This is a genomic window from Paenibacillus crassostreae (assembly GCF_001857945.1).
Classification (GTDB): Bacteria; Bacillota; Bacilli; order Paenibacillales; family Paenibacillaceae; genus Paenibacillus_AQ; species Paenibacillus_AQ crassostreae.
In genome coordinates this window covers 3,742,390-3,758,377 of record NZ_CP017770.1, presented here as the reverse complement: position 1 = coordinate 3,758,377, position 15,988 = coordinate 3,742,390, and the positions used below count along the sequence as shown (strand labels likewise).

The following is a 15,988-nucleotide window of genomic DNA, read 5'->3' as shown; positions in this document are numbered from 1 at the left end:
ATTGAATAGTAAAGATATGAAATCTCAGCAACAACATCTGGCATGGCACGAAACACTAGAAATGCACGAATTGACAGCCTACCAGAGTAATCAGCTGATACATTTTAAAATGGTAGTAAACGACATCAAAGATCCTCAGCTTCACGCACTCTACATGGAAGCCATTAAGGGTGTTGAGAAGAATTTAAAAGAACTGCTGCAATACTTTCCGATGGCTCCCCAAGGAACACGTGGTGGTACCACAGGTGTAGATTTGACCGCATTCTATGCTGGACAGCTGTTAGGATTCGCGAAGACCTCCGTTCGCAGCTATGCCATAGCCATTACAGAAACTGCAACACCAGCACTTAGAGATACGTTCCAAAAGCAATTAAACGCTGCCATCCAGCTACACGGAAAGATCTATTACTTCATGCTTGAACGTGGGTTATACCCATCTTATGATCTCCCTAAGCTGTTATCCAACGATGTTGCTATGGCCAATAAGGCGATTTCTTTGTAAAAAAGTACTTAAACTAAGCCCTCGATCATGGTTGTGGATCGGGGGCTTAGTTATTTAAGTATCAGAACCAGTGTATGTGCATTATTGCAAAAGAATCGATGTACATGTCTGGCCATTGAAGGCAATTGAGAAGGATCGTCAGGAATAATAGAATTCCAGCTTCATGATTACTCCCCCGGTCATGTTACAACAAAAGTCTACCGAAATGGCAAACTAACAATATAACCAATATAACCAATATAAAGGAATACCTCCCGAAGTAAAAAAGGGATTTTACTGTTCAATGTCTGATATGCTGAACTTTGTGTCGGTGATGAGTATGTCTTCATCCCCATATTGTTTGCCATTAAAGTTGCACGCTTCATATGCAATGGGTCACTTACTATCGTGAATGTCTTCAAGTTATGTTTGGAGGCTATCTCATAAGCGTATTTGAGATTCTCTTCTGTGATTGTTGATTGAGTTTCAATAAGTATATCTTCTGCATCCACTTGATTACTAATAGCATAATCTCGCGCTACCTCTGATTCAGCAACTTGATCGTTATCGCCTTTGCCACCTGTAAATATGATTGTATCTACATAGCCATTCTCATAAAGAGAAATCGCGTGATTTATCCTTTCACTTAAAACAGGAGATGGTTCACCATCCCAAGCCGCCGCACCGAGTACAATGGCCGCATCAGACTTAACGAATTCAACTTTATCACCGAAAGACCAAATACGATATGCTGAGTAACTTATAAGAACAAGAATAAGGAAGATCATAACTAAAGCTAATTTACCTAACACTTTTTTTGTCATTCTAGATCATCATCGACATCGATTAGATAGACTCTTTCCTTGAACCCGCCCCGTGCTTCCGCCTTATCTACGCGAATATTCTCAAGTTGTACCCAGTTAGATCCATGAGCTTCAGCCAATGCCCTTATTACTTCTTGCATATCTGCTAGCTCTTCCAAAGCTTCTTGATCATTATCCGCCTTGGTATACTCCTCAACTTCTTCGTTAAGCTTCACTTTCAATTCTTCTGTATATTCTTCAGTATCCAGAATGCGAGTTCTGCACTCTTTTCCTTGGGAGCTAATAATGAATGGAATACGATCTCTTACTAATTTATTGTATGTAGGCATGGAAACATTCCTTTCCAAATTTATGACTAATAAGGTTTAGGTAGATGAGCGCTTGTCCAAACCATTATTAAAATCCAACTGATTTGATTTTACAATCTACTCAGTTGGATTTAGTTGTATATGGGGTTATGCTCATTCTCCTAAGAATCCTTTAGCAAATTTATCGAAATCTGACTGAAATAATCTATCCTGCACAATGCGGTATTTCTCAAACTCACTTTCAGCAAAGGTTTTAGCTATCTCAGCAGTAACCTTACCTGCATCATTTAGCAGTTCATATTCGTTAAACTGCAAAAAAGCATTTAGTCTATCCGCCCAATCCTTCATTGTCATTGGAATTTTACGCTTGGCTTGGTTTTCAGCATAGTCAAGATACATGGAGACAATTCGATTAAGACCATCAAATTCATCTAATGTCAGATAGTTTTTAGCAATAGATACATCACTTCTATTGATTTTCCCCTGCGGAGCATTTTTCCATGTAGTAAGCCCCATATGTTCTTTCTCAGCATTTGCTCTATCCATAATTAATTTTGCTGCAGTTTTTCCATGGATAGCAAAGTGTAGCTTATTTTGCACAGTTTTAAAAAATAACTTTGTTGTCGCCACCTCAACTGAATAATCCATCGCAGTAGCATAAATATCGGTGATTTTCTGGTAAAACTTTCTCTCACTAGCCCTAATTTCTCTTATATCTTCAAGTAAGTGGTCAAAATATTCTTCATTTAAAAAAGTCCCATTTTTTAACCTTTCTTTGTCTAAAACGTACCCACGAATAGAAAAGTTTTTCAAAATAGAACTTGCCCAACCTCTAAATACAATGGCTCTTTCCGAATTGGTTCTAAATCCAACAGCAATAACTGCCTCTAAATTATAGAATTTTGTATTATATACTTTTTCATTGTTTGCAACTTGTCGGAATTTCCGACAAGTTGATTTTTCATCTAATTCACCATCGGAAAATATATTTTTCAAGTGTTCAGCAACAGTAGAGCGGCCTTTATCATAGAGTGTTGCAATCATATCATGCGTCAACCATACATTCCCATCTTCAACCATAACTTCAATGGAGTCAGAACCTTCATCTGCTGTAAACATCAAAAACTCTGCAGTACTATTTCTTATTTTTAAAAATTCAATATCTTTACTCAAAATTCTTCCTCCTTCTCACAGAAAGACAAACATACGTTCTTAAACTATTATAACAACTATTACTAGTGAACGAAACAATTATTCTTATAAAGATTAAATAATTCTACATCATAAACAATGTACTCCAAAAGTATGTGTGTCATACTCACCTTCCTTATATCCCCTGTTATATCTCCCCAGTGATCAATCTGTAAAGATAAAAAAATACCCATCTGGCAACAGACGAGTTTGGAATAGTCCTAATTTTCAGTATTATAAATTGATTCTTATAATCATTTAAATCAGAGGGTTATGATTTACAGCAACTTAATCAGCCCTTCTAGCTCATCAAGCAAACCTTTTGCAAGTTCAAAATTATTATCTTTTAAAGCCAATTCTATTTTCGTTTCAATTGCTTTTTTGTTTTGTTCCGTTTCTAGATAGTCTCTGTCAAAATGATGCGCATAAATCATCTTTTTGAATTTTTTTATAGTCATTTTTCTAATCGTCTTATCGTCAATGATTAGAACATAATCCATCCCATTGACAACAGAATAGAAGTCATGCGAAATCATGAGAATCGTGCCTTTGTATTCTTGAATGGCTTTCTCTAGTGCGATTTGGGTGTAGGTGTCTAAATGACTTGTCGGTTCATCCAGAAGTAATACATTGGCTTTACTAGCAGAAACTTTAGCTAATTGAAGGATATTTTTTTCTCCACCAGACAAAGATTCAATCTTCTGATTAACGATTTCGCCTTCAAAACCATAGTGTGCAAGATAGGATCTAGCCTCATCATACGTTTCGAACCCAGCATCGATGAATTCTTCTAGGATGGTATTCGAATCCTTTAGAACTTCGCCTTGCAGCTGAGATAAATAAGATACTTTCGCATCAGCATGTATTTCAATGGATTCATGATTATTCTTAAAGATATCTCGGAGTAACGTCGTTTTCCCGGTACCGTTTGGACCGATCAGAGCTACTTTATCCGTAGATTTGATCTCAAAGTTCACATTTTCTAACAGCAACTCATCAAAGGCAACACCATAATTACTGACATTGATAACCGTGGTGTCTTCTTCCAGTTCATGATCCATATCTAGGCTAATATTCGGTTGCTTAATATCTACGAATGGCGCTTTAAGTCTACGTGCTTCCAATCTTTCTTGAAATCTAACTCTAGCTTTGAGCGCTCTCCCTCTAGATGCTTCTGAATTATAGGTTGCGACCGTTCTAAGATTATCGATGATGATCTCGTTGCGCTCAATTTCTTCAGCCTCAGCGATGGTGAGTTCTTGTAACTCAATCTTCGTCTCAAGTAATGAGAAGTTATACTCAATATATCGCCCGTCAAACTCTTGGAGCTCCATGTTCTCAAGGTGTAGAATTTTGTTGAAACAATGATTCAATAAATATCTGTTGTGCGTAACAACGAGTAGCATTCCTTTGTGAGCATTAATCAGATTCTTCAACGCATTGAGGTTCTCGAAATCTAAAAATACATCGGGTTCATCCATGATCATTAAGTCTGGACTATTCAGCATTTCCTTGATGACTTGAATCAGCTTGAATTCCCCGCCACTCAGGTCGGATACCCTAACGTCTCTTAGCTTCATGAGGTTGGCTAGGTTTAGTTGCTTATGAATGTTGCTCTCAAAATCATTCCCATCCATTGCATCAAATGCATCTAAAGCGAGTTGATACTTTTCTAATAATGCTTCAATATCCGTTGATGTCTCCATCTCCGTTAATATCACATTTATTTCATTCTGTATCTTAATAAATTCTTCACCGATATATTCGAATACGGTTGTTTCTTTACTTCTATCTAGTTCTAAGAACTGACTTACATACCCGATTCTGCACGTTGGGTCTATCTCTAACTTACCTTCGTACAGATATCTTTCTGGATCCATCAATATATCGATCAGTGTACTTTTCCCACTGCCACTTGTTCCTATAAACGCACAATGTTGTGCCTCTTCAAGCGTAAATGTAATGTTTCTATATAGTTCTTTTTGCGGAAATGAGAAGGATAAGTTATCAACTGTTATCATAGTGTTACCTTTCTTTCTAACTAAATTATTAGATGTACTGAAGTTGTAGAATAACACTGTTTACATCTAACTACAATCATTTCAGATTAAAGTTGTTCGTGACATGGAAAAATACAACTTAGAACAATATGATAAAAGTTGGGGGGTGATCGCACAAATGAAGAAGCTTGCCTTTAATCTCCCCATTATAATTAATTCTTAGTCTCAATTACTGTGACTTCAACCAATTTATATCTTTTCTCTTCTCTCAAAATGTAAATACAACCGATACAGACAAATCTCTCTACTCCAGCGGTGCAACACTGTCCGCTCTTCCGCATCCTCAATATCTAAGTCCAGCGAGAATATCCCCCTCTTTAAAATATGTCATACTCCCCTTCGTCCAGCTCCATTTCGTCATGGGCATATTGTCAAAAAGCTGTATAATTTTAGCTTCGGCCACATCGTTCCAGTCCCACAGCTTTCTGTGATCCTTTTCAGCGAAATCTATCAATCTGCGATATTCTTTCTCCATAAGATAGGTATGGAAGAATCTAGCCATCTCATTAGGTGTCACCGGTTCTGTCCAATGTGTCTTACCACGTTCCAACATATAGAGCAATACGATCATTTTGTAGATCTTCGTTATAAAAACTACACTAAATTACTTATTCTCATTTATATCCTAATGTAAATTTCGAAATTGCAGATAATATGAGCGAAGCTATAAATTATAAAACTTCTACTCATAAGAGAAGAAAACCCCTTAGGAAATCAATCTTCTATATATTAAAAGAAATTATTGTAGCAGAATATTAATCCACTGCTACCATTAATGTATCTTAACTAGTCAAATCTAATAGGCTTGAGAAAACCTCACGACGAGAACTATTTGATTGATTTGTAAAATTTACAGTTTTCACCCAAGATACTAGTAACACTTCTAATTCATTCGTAGTTTCATGAGCTTGTTGAAATGAGAAGAATCCTGTTAGATATAGAATATAGTCCATTCGAGTAATATATTCTCGCAATTCGTTCTTATCAACAAAATTTAACGCTCTCTCTAATGAATCCAAGGTTAAATCTATTATTTTTTTGAAGTCTTTAACATCTATCTTTGTCAGTACAACTTCTTTTGTATCAGAAGGAATGGGCGCATAGTTGGTATTGTGTATTCCATGTTTTTCGATAACTTCATATGCTGGATTTAGTGCAGCTATTGGGTAGGATACATTTGTAGTAAATGGAGAAAATAGTTCGTCATATCCATATTCATTTACCTTTTGTTTAAAAGGTTCTGTGTAGTCTAAATAAATATCTAAATTATGAATTTTTAATTTCGAAAAACTCATTTGGAGTATAGTAACTCTACTCCCTGCATTGTTTAATACCTCAAACCATTCTATTTGCTCATCCTCTTTTAAATTTTCTGCAATATTTATTGTGTAGTTATAACTACGAATTTTTGTTCGAACACGAAGTGCAATAGCGAACAAATCAGCTAATGAGCCTTTTTGTTTAAGATAGTCCATCAAAACTTCTTCTTTTTCGTTTAATAAAATACCAACTGGTATTTGAGATTTCAAGAGCCCACCTTCAACAAGTCTAAATGTTCCTCGCGAAAAGTCTAATACAATGTTTCTAAAACTATCATGATTAATATATGCCTTAAAATTTGTTGTCAAACGTTGTTGTCCATCTACAACAGATTGATGATCTCCTTTTATTTCAGAATATGCAATAAGTTCTCTAGTTAGAAAAGAAATCTGTGGAACATCTTCTTCTGAAGAATTACTAATTTCATTAATCGAAATAGGAGCTACAGGTGCTTTTCCAAACAACTGAAAATTGAATAAATCAATTGCCTTTTGTAGAGTCCAACTTAAATCTCTTTGATACAATGGTAAAGTGATTTTGATTCCTCTAATTTTATCACACATTGTTGCAATATCCATTTGATGTGTTTTCTTTGTTGGATTAAAACTAGTAGCTTTTTCGATTTTCCCACTTATTTTCATATTATCTCCTCTTATTCGTTTATTGTTGTTGATAGAAATATATACCATTGTAGTTAAATAATCAAGCTGCTTTTTGAAGCTGCTACATATAATTTATGAAAAAACACATGAAATAACGATATTATCAAGTGGCTGCTACATGTTTTCGGATTTTTACATATTATAAACTCTATCGTTATTCATATATTTTCTATAATAATTAATGCATCATAATTAAATTACTGGTAAAAATCACTCAATAATGGTATTGAAATAAAATAAGCTTGGAGAACCTACTCAATTGTAGGTTCTCCAAGCTTCGGTAGTTGTCAAGATAGTTGTCGCGATTCCATAGAACTTATGTAGTTAGTTGGTTTCTTTCTTATTAGTTTCGTTAACCACTGTTTTCTCGGGATTGAGCCATAACTTTCCCTTCAGATTCCAATCACATGTTTCTCTGGACCAACGACTAGGATGCTTCGTTCATTAGCTGTTTATGAAGCATTAATGGATGAGGTAGTGACCGTACAATGATCCTCACCGAACGTCTTCATGAAGCTTTTCAGCAGCTTGGATGGGGAAGAATAACTAAAATTCTCCATCAGCATGCAGAAGAGACAGGTAAAGAAAATATATCCTATCTCGCGTTTTTAGACAAGCTATTGCAAGAGGAATTAGAAGCTAAGCACTATTGCAATTTGCAGACGAGAACCAAGCTAGCAAGGCTAACGTACCAAAAGACATTGGCCGAGTTCGACTTCTCATTTCATCCATCAATTGATGAACAACGTATTAAGAATTTAGCTACAATGAGGTTTGTCGAGCACCAAGAAAATCTCGTCTTTCTTGGTCTACCAGGCGTAGGTAAAACTCACCTCGTCGTCGCTCTAGCATTAGAAGCGATTGCCCTGCGGTATTCGTTATACTTCATTACAGCCCATGATCTCGTTCAGACCTTGCAGCAGGCACATTAACCGAATAGGATGAATCAAAAAGTGCGTATGTTTCTCAAAGTAGATCTGCTCATCAATGATGAGATTGGTTACCGAAAGATGGACGATGCTGCTGCTCATTTTTCCTTTCAATTATTTCTGCGATATGAGAAAAGCTCCATTATTGTCACCTCAAATAACTTTTTTGGCTCTTGGGGTGAAATATTTGGTGATGCAGTACTTGCTACCGCGACCTTAGACCGTCTCTCCATCATTCCGTAACCATAATCATCAAGGGAGAGAGCTACGGGATAAAAGAAAAGAAAAAAGGCAGAATTCTTCAAGCCTGAATTATTGAAAAGTAAAGAATCATAAAACAACTTTATCTAGGGAAATTTTAACTGCTACTTTGGGGATTATTAAGTTTTTGTTGACACGAAATACTCTTGTTGAAAAAACGCAAGGATGACAGAACGTTCGGAATGTAATAAATTTGAAAAGGTGGGTGGCTAGTCCGAGGTTAGTCACCCATCTCTTCATATCCTTTAGAAGGTCACTACGTACTTGATTTTTTTCATTTCATTAAAGTGACGTCACACAATCCTATGACAATCAACTACAAAAATGACAAGAACCCTACCATTCCATAATTCCGTTAGATGTCTTCTACCTTCGGAACCCCATATGATGTTGAATAATTATACGAAAAGACTCCTATATTTAAGGAGTCTTTTCGTACTTGAATTTTAAATGTTGTCGCTTATAAATTTATCTTCAAATTTATAACCTACACCAATAGTGATTATCATTGAGGAGGATTCTGCTGAAGCAAAACTTAGTTTTTCCCGCAGTCTTTTTACGTGTGTGTCTACAGTACAAACATCTCCAAAGAACTCATAGTGCCAAACGTCCTTGAGTAGAGTTTCCCTAGAAAACACCTTATCTTGAGATTGGGCTAAGAATTTAAGTAATTCATATTCTTTGGGGGTAAGTACAACTTCTTGCTTATTCGCAGTAACGTTATGAGCATCATCATTTATAGTTAAGTATGAAAAGACTAATTTATTATTAACCTCATTTCCCTTATTCAAATATTCTATAACAGAAGACCGTTTTAATATAACCTAAACGCATTGTATTACCTCTCTAGGACTAAATGGTTTAACTACATAATCATCCGCACCTGATTCAAATCCATTTAGACGATTTACTTCTTCTCCTTTTGCGGTCAGCAAAATAATTGGTGTCAGATTAAACTTTCTAATTTGATTACAGACCTCTAATCCATCAATTTTAGGAAGCATAATATCAAGTAGAATTAGCCCATACTCATTTTCTAAAGCGATCTCTAATGCTGATTGTCCATCCGAAGCTTCATCAATTACATACTCTTCCTTTTCTAAGTACATTCTTAATAAATGCCTTATTCTTTCTTCATCTTCAACTATCAAAATTCTAATTGGAGCATCTATATAACTGCTTCCCCCTTTCCAAATCTATTGCTAGATTAATACCTACTACAAGATGGCTTGGTGAAGACAATGGAACATACAGAATTGCACATTTATAATCAACTATTATTTCCTGGTCTCTATTCATAACAAATAAATTTAATCTTCATCTTATTGATAGATAGAGTCAATTATTAATACTTATTTAAAAAAAGTATCTCCTTCATTCTGCGTAAGATACAGATCAAAGGAGATACTTTAACAAAGTGTGGAACAAGTGATAATCAGTCCTATTTCCGCATGAAAACGATAGGACAAGCATCCTAATACAACTAATACAGCATACGTAAGCCTCTCCGTATGTAGTTCTTGAAGTTGATGTTATCCCAGCACGATCCCCTTAACAACATTTTTAAGAATTTACATTATAGTATACAATATCTTCAGGCAACTTGATATTTGGAATCCATAGTTTTTCGTTATTCCAACCTTTTGTGCCAGTTACTTTATACATGGTTATAACTACCTTATCGCTAAATTCTGCACCTAATCTCCTGTCATTTGGTGATAAAAGTGTTCCTGTTCCTTTAGTAATATCTCTTTCGCGACGTACAATTAATTTACCTTGTTCTAAAGAGTTCTCTAATATAAACGTATTGACAAAACCAATGAAATTATTAGTATCCCAATCATCTGCTTCAGATCCAATTAATTTCAATAAATTCACAATAAATTTCAGGTTCACTGTGTAGCATTCATCCTTGAATGGAGCCAGCATTTCATCCAGAGCCACTATATTTGTGTTAGTTGGATAATATGGAAAGTAATTAACACCACCACTTAAAATACTAATTGCCCTATTATCAAGTACATTTTTCCGTGTTGGCTGGACACCTTTCGGATAGCATACTTTAATATCTTTAGTTTCATCGAATCTTTTGATTTGAGCAATAAGAGAATTATTAGTCGTGTTAATATCAGAAAATAGTTTATATAATTTAGGAGGCATAAACACACGCATCAAATCAACATCTCTATCATACCCAAACATTCTTGAATGTTGCCACATAGTATCTGCTTGCGGATTTTTTGCTACGCGACAATAGTAAATTGTTTGTAATTGTGGGAATGTAACTCCTCTCCCCAAACTATTTCCGCCGATAATAACATTAATTCCAGACTCATATTGTACATTATCTTCATATGATGAAACAGAATTAATTACTAACACATTAATATCATCATTTTCTAATGAATCTCTAATAAAAACGTATATATCTTCAAAGGGAGCTATTGTAGGTTTGCTTTCTTTGATATTGTTGTATGCTTTACGAATAACGTCAAGCATACAATCTTCATCAATAGATAGCATAATCTCATTTAGATATTCCCCTACTTTTTCTGCAAATTTCCCATGCTGTGATGTTTTAACACTTGGATGTATCATGAAGTTACTTACTTTACCAGCACTTATAAATATATGTGCTGATGTAATTAAATGAATAATAAGCGCTGTCTTCAGTCCATTTTCAGGAAACTCATCATCAACCAATATTTCCTGCGCTTCATTATTATCAGTGAATTTTATGTATGGTGAGTCTTCTTGATTAAAAAAGAAATCTCCCCCTAAATAACCTTGCCCCGGATCAAAATAATAGATAAAATAAGGATTCCATCCACTTTGTACAGTTTGAAGAAATATGGACTGGGGAGTCCCCGTAACCTGCATATATATGCTACTTGAAGATGTATTTTTAATTTCCTCCAAGATTTTATTTATTGTACTTTTTTTATCTTTATTAACCATTGTGTTTAAACTGGCAGCATCTGCCTCATCATCAACAATAAATAAAGGATTACCTTTACAAAAGTTTGTAGAAGAAAAATTATTTTTCCATTGTTTAAGTATACGCCAATTTTTCTTTAGAATAATCAAAACAGGCTTGCGCATAGCATTATCTGCGAACCTCAGATAATCATTTTCTCCACATATGCAAAAATCAGAAAAGTCCTTTTCTGCACGAGATAACGTTTGCTGTTGTAACAAAATATTGTCTGTTGTAAGTAACACAAAAATACCAAATCCCTCATCTGCAGCTGCGTTAATTAGCCCAAACATGTGGCTCGTTTTTCCACTTTGTACATTCCCCATTAATAAGCTGACAACATGCTCTTTATATGAAAAATTTCTAATATATTGAGGTATTACATCATCAGTCGTCTTTTTAACTGACCCAGCAAGACCAGGATTGCCTTTCTCAACTATCTTCTCTAAGTAATCCTCTAAATAACTCATTATTTCACCCCAAAATCTAAAAACCACAAATTGGGCGTCTGGGTTTTTGTTAATGTAAATGTATCTCTCCCGTATTTTTTAAGAGTGTCTTTTGTGACTAATTGACCTACACGTAATACACCCTTATTTTCAAGGCGACCCTTCAACCATTTCCCCATAATTTTCAAATCGTTTTCTGAACGTAAATTTTTACTGTAATCTCCACTAACTTTACATTTAAACTTCCATCCATCGTCAGTAATTACATCAAATATTGCTTCATCTGTTTTACTCTGGGGATAAAAGGGTTGAGAAGTTACCATTTTAGGAACAATAAGTTCTACTTCATACCAATGGCGTGGTTTAACTAATCCATTTTTCCCTTCTCTTCCCTTTCCAAAAAACACGTTCAAATTGCTTTGAGGAGCTTCATCACTTTTTATAGGTATATCAAACGAAATATCAGTAAGTTCCGATAAGTGTTTCTCTAACTTAAGTCCATTTAATTGTTCAACATATTCATGATTTTCAAGCAATGTATTCTGTACATTAAATTCCTGTATATCTAATTCCTCAATGCATACCGTAGATGTTCTATTTAGTTCTTGTATAAAATCCTGTATTTGAGAAGCATATGTTCTATCATCAATTAAAACTGATGCTTCATAGACCCTTACATTATTTTCGATAATACCACTCAAATTGTTTGATCCAATAATTCCGACGAAAGCACCTGCATCGTCTTGATAAGAGTAAAGCTTGCCATGATATCTAAACGATGTTACTAATCTTACCTGACCCAACTTATTTGAGATTAAATAGTCATTTAAATCTATTGCAGATTGATATTCTAATTCAGTGAATTTCTCCAAATAATGCATACCAATAGTCAGGTTCATTTGACTAATATTATTAAACTCAATAGCTTTCTTAAGTTCAATTAGTGAATCTGCCGTTATATACCCTACCGCTATATCTAATCTAGTAGTTTTAGGTAGCAACGAATAAAACATCTCGCTAAATGTAGCTGCCTTAGTTCTTAATGGGGGGAAATTAGAAAGTAAAAGTTCCATATATTCACTCCTATATCATTTCTTCAGTGGCTAAATCGAGCCTTTCTTTTATTGTCATTTTAGACAATTGATCTAATGTTGCATACAGATCTATTCTTTCATATTCTCCTGTGAAAAGCGGTTTTAATCTTCTTGCGACAGATCTAACTCCTTCTGGAGGAACTGCATTTCCTATTTGTCTACGGGCTTCTGCAACACTTCCTATAAATTCAAAGTTATCAGGGAAAGATTGAAGCCTTGCACGTTCACGATTTGTAAGTGCTCTTGGCTCAGGATAATGATAACCCCATGTTCCTCCACCACCCGCAGCGATTATTGTTTTAGCAGGCTCATCAAGTTTAATTCTTCTATATACATGACTTATCATTCCCTTTACATACAACGGGTGATCTTTAGGAATATCCGTGAAATTTCCACCCTCTGAAATAAGATCCAACATTCTTCGTGTTTTTTCCGCACTATTTATATGCTCATTGTTTAACGGAACCTCTTCAACACCTTTTAGGGCCTCACCTGCTGTTACATAGGGCTTTTGAGTGTTTGGACCATGTGTAGGTTTCGGATGAATAAAGTTATATCCTGTGTCTACTCTAACTCCTACAATGAGAACTCGTTCCCTAAATTGTGGAACACCGTATTCTGCAAAATTGTACAAGTGTACTTTCACAACATAACCCGGAGCAATACTTTCAAAGTCTTTCATTATTGTTTCTATTGCCTGTTTTTTATTTGCAGTTAATAATCCCTTTACGTTTTCTGCTATGAATGCCTTTGGCTTTTTCGAGTCCACAAACTCTAAGAAGTGCCTATAAAGTCCACCTCTTTTACCGTTTAAGCCAGGTTGTTTCCATATCACCGAAAAATCTTGACATGGAAAGCCACCTAAAATTAAATCGGGATCAGGAATTGATTTATCTGTATAGGGATTAATTTGAGTAATATCGCCATGAACAATAACGTCACCAAACTTTTCACGAAATGATTTAACTGCCCATTCCGAAAAATCATTAGCCCACACTGTCTCATAACCCTCTAAATGAAAACCTAAATCTAAACCACCACACCCTGAAAATATAGATACTACCTTTGGAATGTAGTCCTTACTAATATCCTTATTCATTCTGTCTACCTCTTTCAAATATCATGAATAATTGCACAAACTTTAATAGCCTATATTCAGACGATATTAAAATTCACCATGATTTAATGTCTTATTTAGTTTACAATCAAATGGTTCGCAAAGTTCATCTGAATATATAATTTAATACAAAATATCGTAATACATTCGAAATCGAAATAACGCAATTAAATTTAGGTACATTTAAATTATTGATTCTTTATTCTATTATTTGATATTCAACTCACTTAGCAAACTCTCACATGTTAACTAATACTATGTTACCTTGTCCGAAAGTATCAAGCAAAGATTCTTATACTGAGGGGACTCACCCTTTACTACTAACACAAATTCAATACCTTCTAAATACCTTGAAACCTAAGTGATATCTAGCTGCATTCATGATAGCACTTGTATCTTATAAGAACAATTGTTTGTATTCCATTAGAGTATCACTCTATACTGGCAATATTCTTTAGATACGCTTCACTTTGAGCTAAGTTTACCTCTAAATCAAAACTATGTTTTATTAATACTAGCTTGATATACTTATACGATCAAGATTATAGATTAAACTTTATTCTCCTTAGAATAAGTCTACTTAGTCGATCATCCACATGTTTATCCTCATATTTAACAAATACAGTGCAATTCCATTGTAAGAGTTATAAAGAAGATGCCCGTTTAAGGGTAAGCTGTAATTCTAAATACGAGCAACCTGTATGGTGAAACAAAAAAAATGCTAACCCTGTAGTGTTGTGAGTCCTACGAATCATCACACAAAGGAATGAGCACATGTAGATATAGTATATCAAGAAAATGCTCAACATACCAGATCTACATATCGTCCAAATATCACTAATGCCATAGATGAAGTGCCTAAATAATGACTTCATTGAAAAACCAAAGAACCTATGCAACTGAAGCGATTCACTCGGTTTATTCAAGCCAATATATTTGATAAGGATGGCGAACTAGGAATACTTCAATCTGGTGCTTATACGTTGAATAGACTAAGCCACTCTTAACTTCACTACATTATAAGGAATATATAGGTATCTGAATTTGATTCAAAATATACTGCCAAGTTATCCTAGCATTTCATTCACATAAAACACCAACTCATTCTGCTTCTTCCGCATCTAGCGATTCTCTGCCAATCTCATATATTTCGGGGTCAAGAGCAGATAACTGCTGCGACGTTATATTATTAATGATTTGCTCATAGTCCTTGTTTCATGACGTTACCTCTTTCGCGATGGAGTAGGGTGATAGGTCTATTATTCATGATTCGACAGATGGAGTGGTTAACCTTTATGAACAAAGTTTCAAAATATAAAAGGTCACCTTTTCTCATTCATCACATGTTATATTATAACAATAACGTAGTCGCACCCTAACCGTGATCTTGGAGCTAGTTCATTAGTTTTAAACACAACGTAATGGGCATAACTATTACTTGGAGGTGCATGTAAAATGTCTAAGAATGAGGAGGAGAAAGATGTGCAAGCAGCCATAAAGAAACTAGACTTATCAAAATATTCAGGCTTAACAAAAGAAAAAAAAGCCTTACTAAAAGATCATATGGGAAGCGCCACTTCCAAAATCGATATGAATAAAGTTAAGGAATGGTGGAAGTATGAGAACCGTTGCCTTTAATCATTCTAATTTCAATGGGTTCGAAAATACAGAAAGTATCTTGATTGATACAGGCGTACTTTATGCCTATTACAATAAGTATGATGCGTTTTACGACACAGATACACTATCTCGTTAGTCAGGGAACACTGAATATTTTAGATGGGGATAAAGATAGTGTTTTAAAACAATTAGAAATAACAAACAAATTAGGAGCTGCTGATGTGGCAAATATATCATTAGCACATTTGTACGGCATTAGCTTTATGACTATTGATCAAAAGCTTGTTAATAATATTAAATCCATGGAATCACAACTCGAGAAGATTCATAATATTTATTATACTTCTCCCAGGCATCGAGCTTACTATACATAGAAAATTCATAATTGACGTAAAGACCACTCATGACCTTATTCATGAGTGGTCTTTACGTCACACTTCCCCTTCTGCGAAAAGTCTCAATTAACCATCACCACCATCATCTGGGTAACTCCACCTTTAGTCTTTACACCCTAGATAATTCATCCCTAAATGCTAGTCGATTGACATATTCCCTAAATTTACACTCTTTGATTTCAAGTGTCTTTCCTTACATATACACGGGAGATTCAATGGTTATTTCGTCATCAAAGAAAAACCGAGACCCCGCGTAACTGTAATGAGTCCTCGGTCTATTCAAGTAATGTTTTTTGATAA

General features: G+C 34.9%; 12 protein-coding genes and 2 pseudogenes. 4 read left to right on the top strand and 10 right to left on the bottom strand.

Annotation, left to right across the window (positions count from 1 at the left end):
- Positions 1 to 16: 16 nt before the first annotated feature.
- On the top strand, positions 17 to 502 hold the full coding sequence (locus LPB68_RS17295) for a spore coat protein (RefSeq protein ID WP_068661248.1): 486 nt from the start codon (positions 17 to 19) through the stop codon (positions 500 to 502).
- Positions 503 to 699: 197 nt separating this feature from the next.
- Here LPB68_RS17295 and LPB68_RS17290 read toward each other — a convergent pair whose 3' ends face one another.
- The 6 genes from LPB68_RS17290 to LPB68_RS22405 all read right to left on the bottom strand — a co-directional run bounded on the left by LPB68_RS17290 (position 700) and on the right by LPB68_RS22405 (position 6,825).
- Positions 700 to 1,305 carry a YdcF family protein gene (locus LPB68_RS17290; RefSeq protein WP_068661219.1) on the bottom strand — a complete coding sequence of 202 codons (606 nt, stop codon included), beginning with the start codon at positions 1,303 to 1,305 and terminating at the stop codon, positions 700 to 702.
- A complete protein-coding gene (locus LPB68_RS17285; protein ID WP_068661218.1) occupies positions 1,302 to 1,634 on the bottom strand; it encodes a nucleoside triphosphate pyrophosphohydrolase in 333 nt (110 codons plus the stop codon). Before LPB68_RS17285 ends, LPB68_RS17290 begins: the two co-directional genes overlap by 4 nt.
- A 132-nt stretch (positions 1,635 to 1,766) precedes the next feature.
- The gene (locus LPB68_RS17280) at positions 1,767 to 2,786 is read right to left on the bottom strand and encodes a virulence RhuM family protein (protein ID WP_068661217.1); all 1,020 of its coding nucleotides are present in this window, start codon (positions 2,784 to 2,786) and stop codon (positions 1,767 to 1,769) included.
- 296 nt (positions 2,787 to 3,082) lie between these two features.
- Complete coding sequence (locus LPB68_RS17275) at positions 3,083 to 4,825, bottom strand: ABC-F family ATP-binding cassette domain-containing protein (RefSeq protein ID WP_068661216.1); 1,743 nt, start codon at positions 4,823 to 4,825, stop codon at positions 3,083 to 3,085.
- Between the two features lie 322 nt (positions 4,826 to 5,147).
- Positions 5,148 to 5,435, bottom strand: coding sequence for a hypothetical protein (locus tag LPB68_RS17270; protein ID WP_068661215.1), 288 nt, complete (start codon positions 5,433 to 5,435; stop codon positions 5,148 to 5,150).
- Positions 5,436 to 5,646: 211 nt separating this feature from the next.
- The gene (locus LPB68_RS22405; protein WP_082865848.1) at positions 5,647 to 6,825 is read right to left on the bottom strand and encodes a GmrSD restriction endonuclease domain-containing protein; all 1,179 of its coding nucleotides are present in this window, start codon (positions 6,823 to 6,825) and stop codon (positions 5,647 to 5,649) included.
- Positions 6,826 to 7,334: 509 nt separating this feature from the next.
- On the opposite strand from LPB68_RS22405, the pseudogene istB reads away from it, so the two are divergent.
- Positions 7,335 to 8,018: pseudogene (gene istB / locus LPB68_RS17260) on the top strand (IS21-like element helper ATPase IstB).
- A 464-nt stretch (positions 8,019 to 8,482) separates the two neighbouring features.
- On the opposite strand, the pseudogene LPB68_RS17255 reads toward istB, so the two are convergent.
- The 4 genes and pseudogenes from LPB68_RS17255 to LPB68_RS17240 all read right to left on the bottom strand — a co-directional run bounded on the left by LPB68_RS17255 (position 8,483) and on the right by LPB68_RS17240 (position 13,655).
- Positions 8,483 to 9,208 (bottom strand): annotated as a pseudogene (locus LPB68_RS17255) (response regulator transcription factor).
- 391 nt (positions 9,209 to 9,599) lie between these two features.
- Positions 9,600 to 11,483 carry a Z1 domain-containing protein gene (locus LPB68_RS17250; RefSeq protein ID WP_068661214.1) on the bottom strand — a complete coding sequence of 628 codons (1,884 nt, stop codon included), beginning with the start codon at positions 11,481 to 11,483 and terminating at the stop codon, positions 9,600 to 9,602.
- Positions 11,483 to 12,535 carry a restriction endonuclease PLD domain-containing protein gene (locus tag LPB68_RS17245; protein ID WP_068661213.1) on the bottom strand — a complete coding sequence of 351 codons (1,053 nt, stop codon included), beginning with the start codon at positions 12,533 to 12,535 and terminating at the stop codon, positions 11,483 to 11,485. Before LPB68_RS17245 ends, LPB68_RS17250 begins: the two co-directional genes overlap by 1 nt.
- Positions 12,536 to 12,545: 10 nt before the next feature.
- On the bottom strand, positions 12,546 to 13,655 hold the full coding sequence (locus tag LPB68_RS17240; protein WP_068661212.1) for a DNA cytosine methyltransferase: 1,110 nt from the start codon (positions 13,653 to 13,655) through the stop codon (positions 12,546 to 12,548).
- A 1,473-nt stretch (positions 13,656 to 15,128) separates the two neighbouring features.
- On the opposite strand from LPB68_RS17240, the gene LPB68_RS17235 reads away from it, so the two are divergent.
- Together LPB68_RS17235 and LPB68_RS17230 are read left to right on the top strand one after the other, a co-directional pair.
- Positions 15,129 to 15,311: a hypothetical protein gene (locus tag LPB68_RS17235; RefSeq protein WP_068661211.1), complete on the top strand. Its 183-nt coding sequence runs from the start codon at positions 15,129 to 15,131 to the stop codon at positions 15,309 to 15,311.
- A gap of 62 nt (positions 15,312 to 15,373) precedes the next feature.
- Complete coding sequence (locus LPB68_RS17230; RefSeq protein WP_068661210.1) at positions 15,374 to 15,667, top strand: hypothetical protein; 294 nt, start codon at positions 15,374 to 15,376, stop codon at positions 15,665 to 15,667.
- Positions 15,668 to 15,988 lie beyond the last annotated feature (321 nt).

What these genes read in the sequence shown, in the direction of transcription:
- LPB68_RS17295 (WP_068661248.1), top strand. Translation starts at nt 17, where the DNA reads ATGAAATCTCAGCAACAACATCTGGCATGGCACGAAACACTAGAAATG.
- LPB68_RS17230 (WP_068661210.1), top strand. Translation starts at nt 15,374, where the DNA reads ATGCCTATTACAATAAGTATGATGCGTTTTACGACACAGATACACTAT.
- LPB68_RS17270 (WP_068661215.1), bottom strand. Translation starts at nt 5,435, where the DNA reads ATGATCGTATTGCTCTATATGTTGGAACGTGGTAAGACACATTGGACA.
- LPB68_RS17250 (WP_068661214.1), bottom strand. Translation starts at nt 11,483, where the DNA reads ATGAGTTATTTAGAGGATTACTTAGAGAAGATAGTTGAGAAAGGCAAT.
- LPB68_RS17275 (WP_068661216.1), bottom strand. Translation starts at nt 4,825, where the DNA reads ATGATAACAGTTGATAACTTATCCTTCTCATTTCCGCAAAAAGAACTA.
- LPB68_RS17245 (WP_068661213.1), bottom strand. Translation starts at nt 12,535, where the DNA reads ATGGAACTTTTACTTTCTAATTTCCCCCCATTAAGAACTAAGGCAGCT.
- LPB68_RS17240 (WP_068661212.1), bottom strand. Translation starts at nt 13,655, where the DNA reads ATGAATAAGGATATTAGTAAGGACTACATTCCAAAGGTAGTATCTATA.
- LPB68_RS17235 (WP_068661211.1), top strand. Translation starts at nt 15,129, where the DNA reads ATGTCTAAGAATGAGGAGGAGAAAGATGTGCAAGCAGCCATAAAGAAA.
- LPB68_RS17290 (WP_068661219.1), bottom strand. Translation starts at nt 1,305, where the DNA reads ATGACAAAAAAAGTGTTAGGTAAATTAGCTTTAGTTATGATCTTCCTT.
- LPB68_RS22405 (WP_082865848.1), bottom strand. Translation starts at nt 6,825, where the DNA reads ATGAAAATAAGTGGGAAAATCGAAAAAGCTACTAGTTTTAATCCAACA.
- LPB68_RS17285 (WP_068661218.1), bottom strand. Translation starts at nt 1,634, where the DNA reads ATGCCTACATACAATAAATTAGTAAGAGATCGTATTCCATTCATTATT.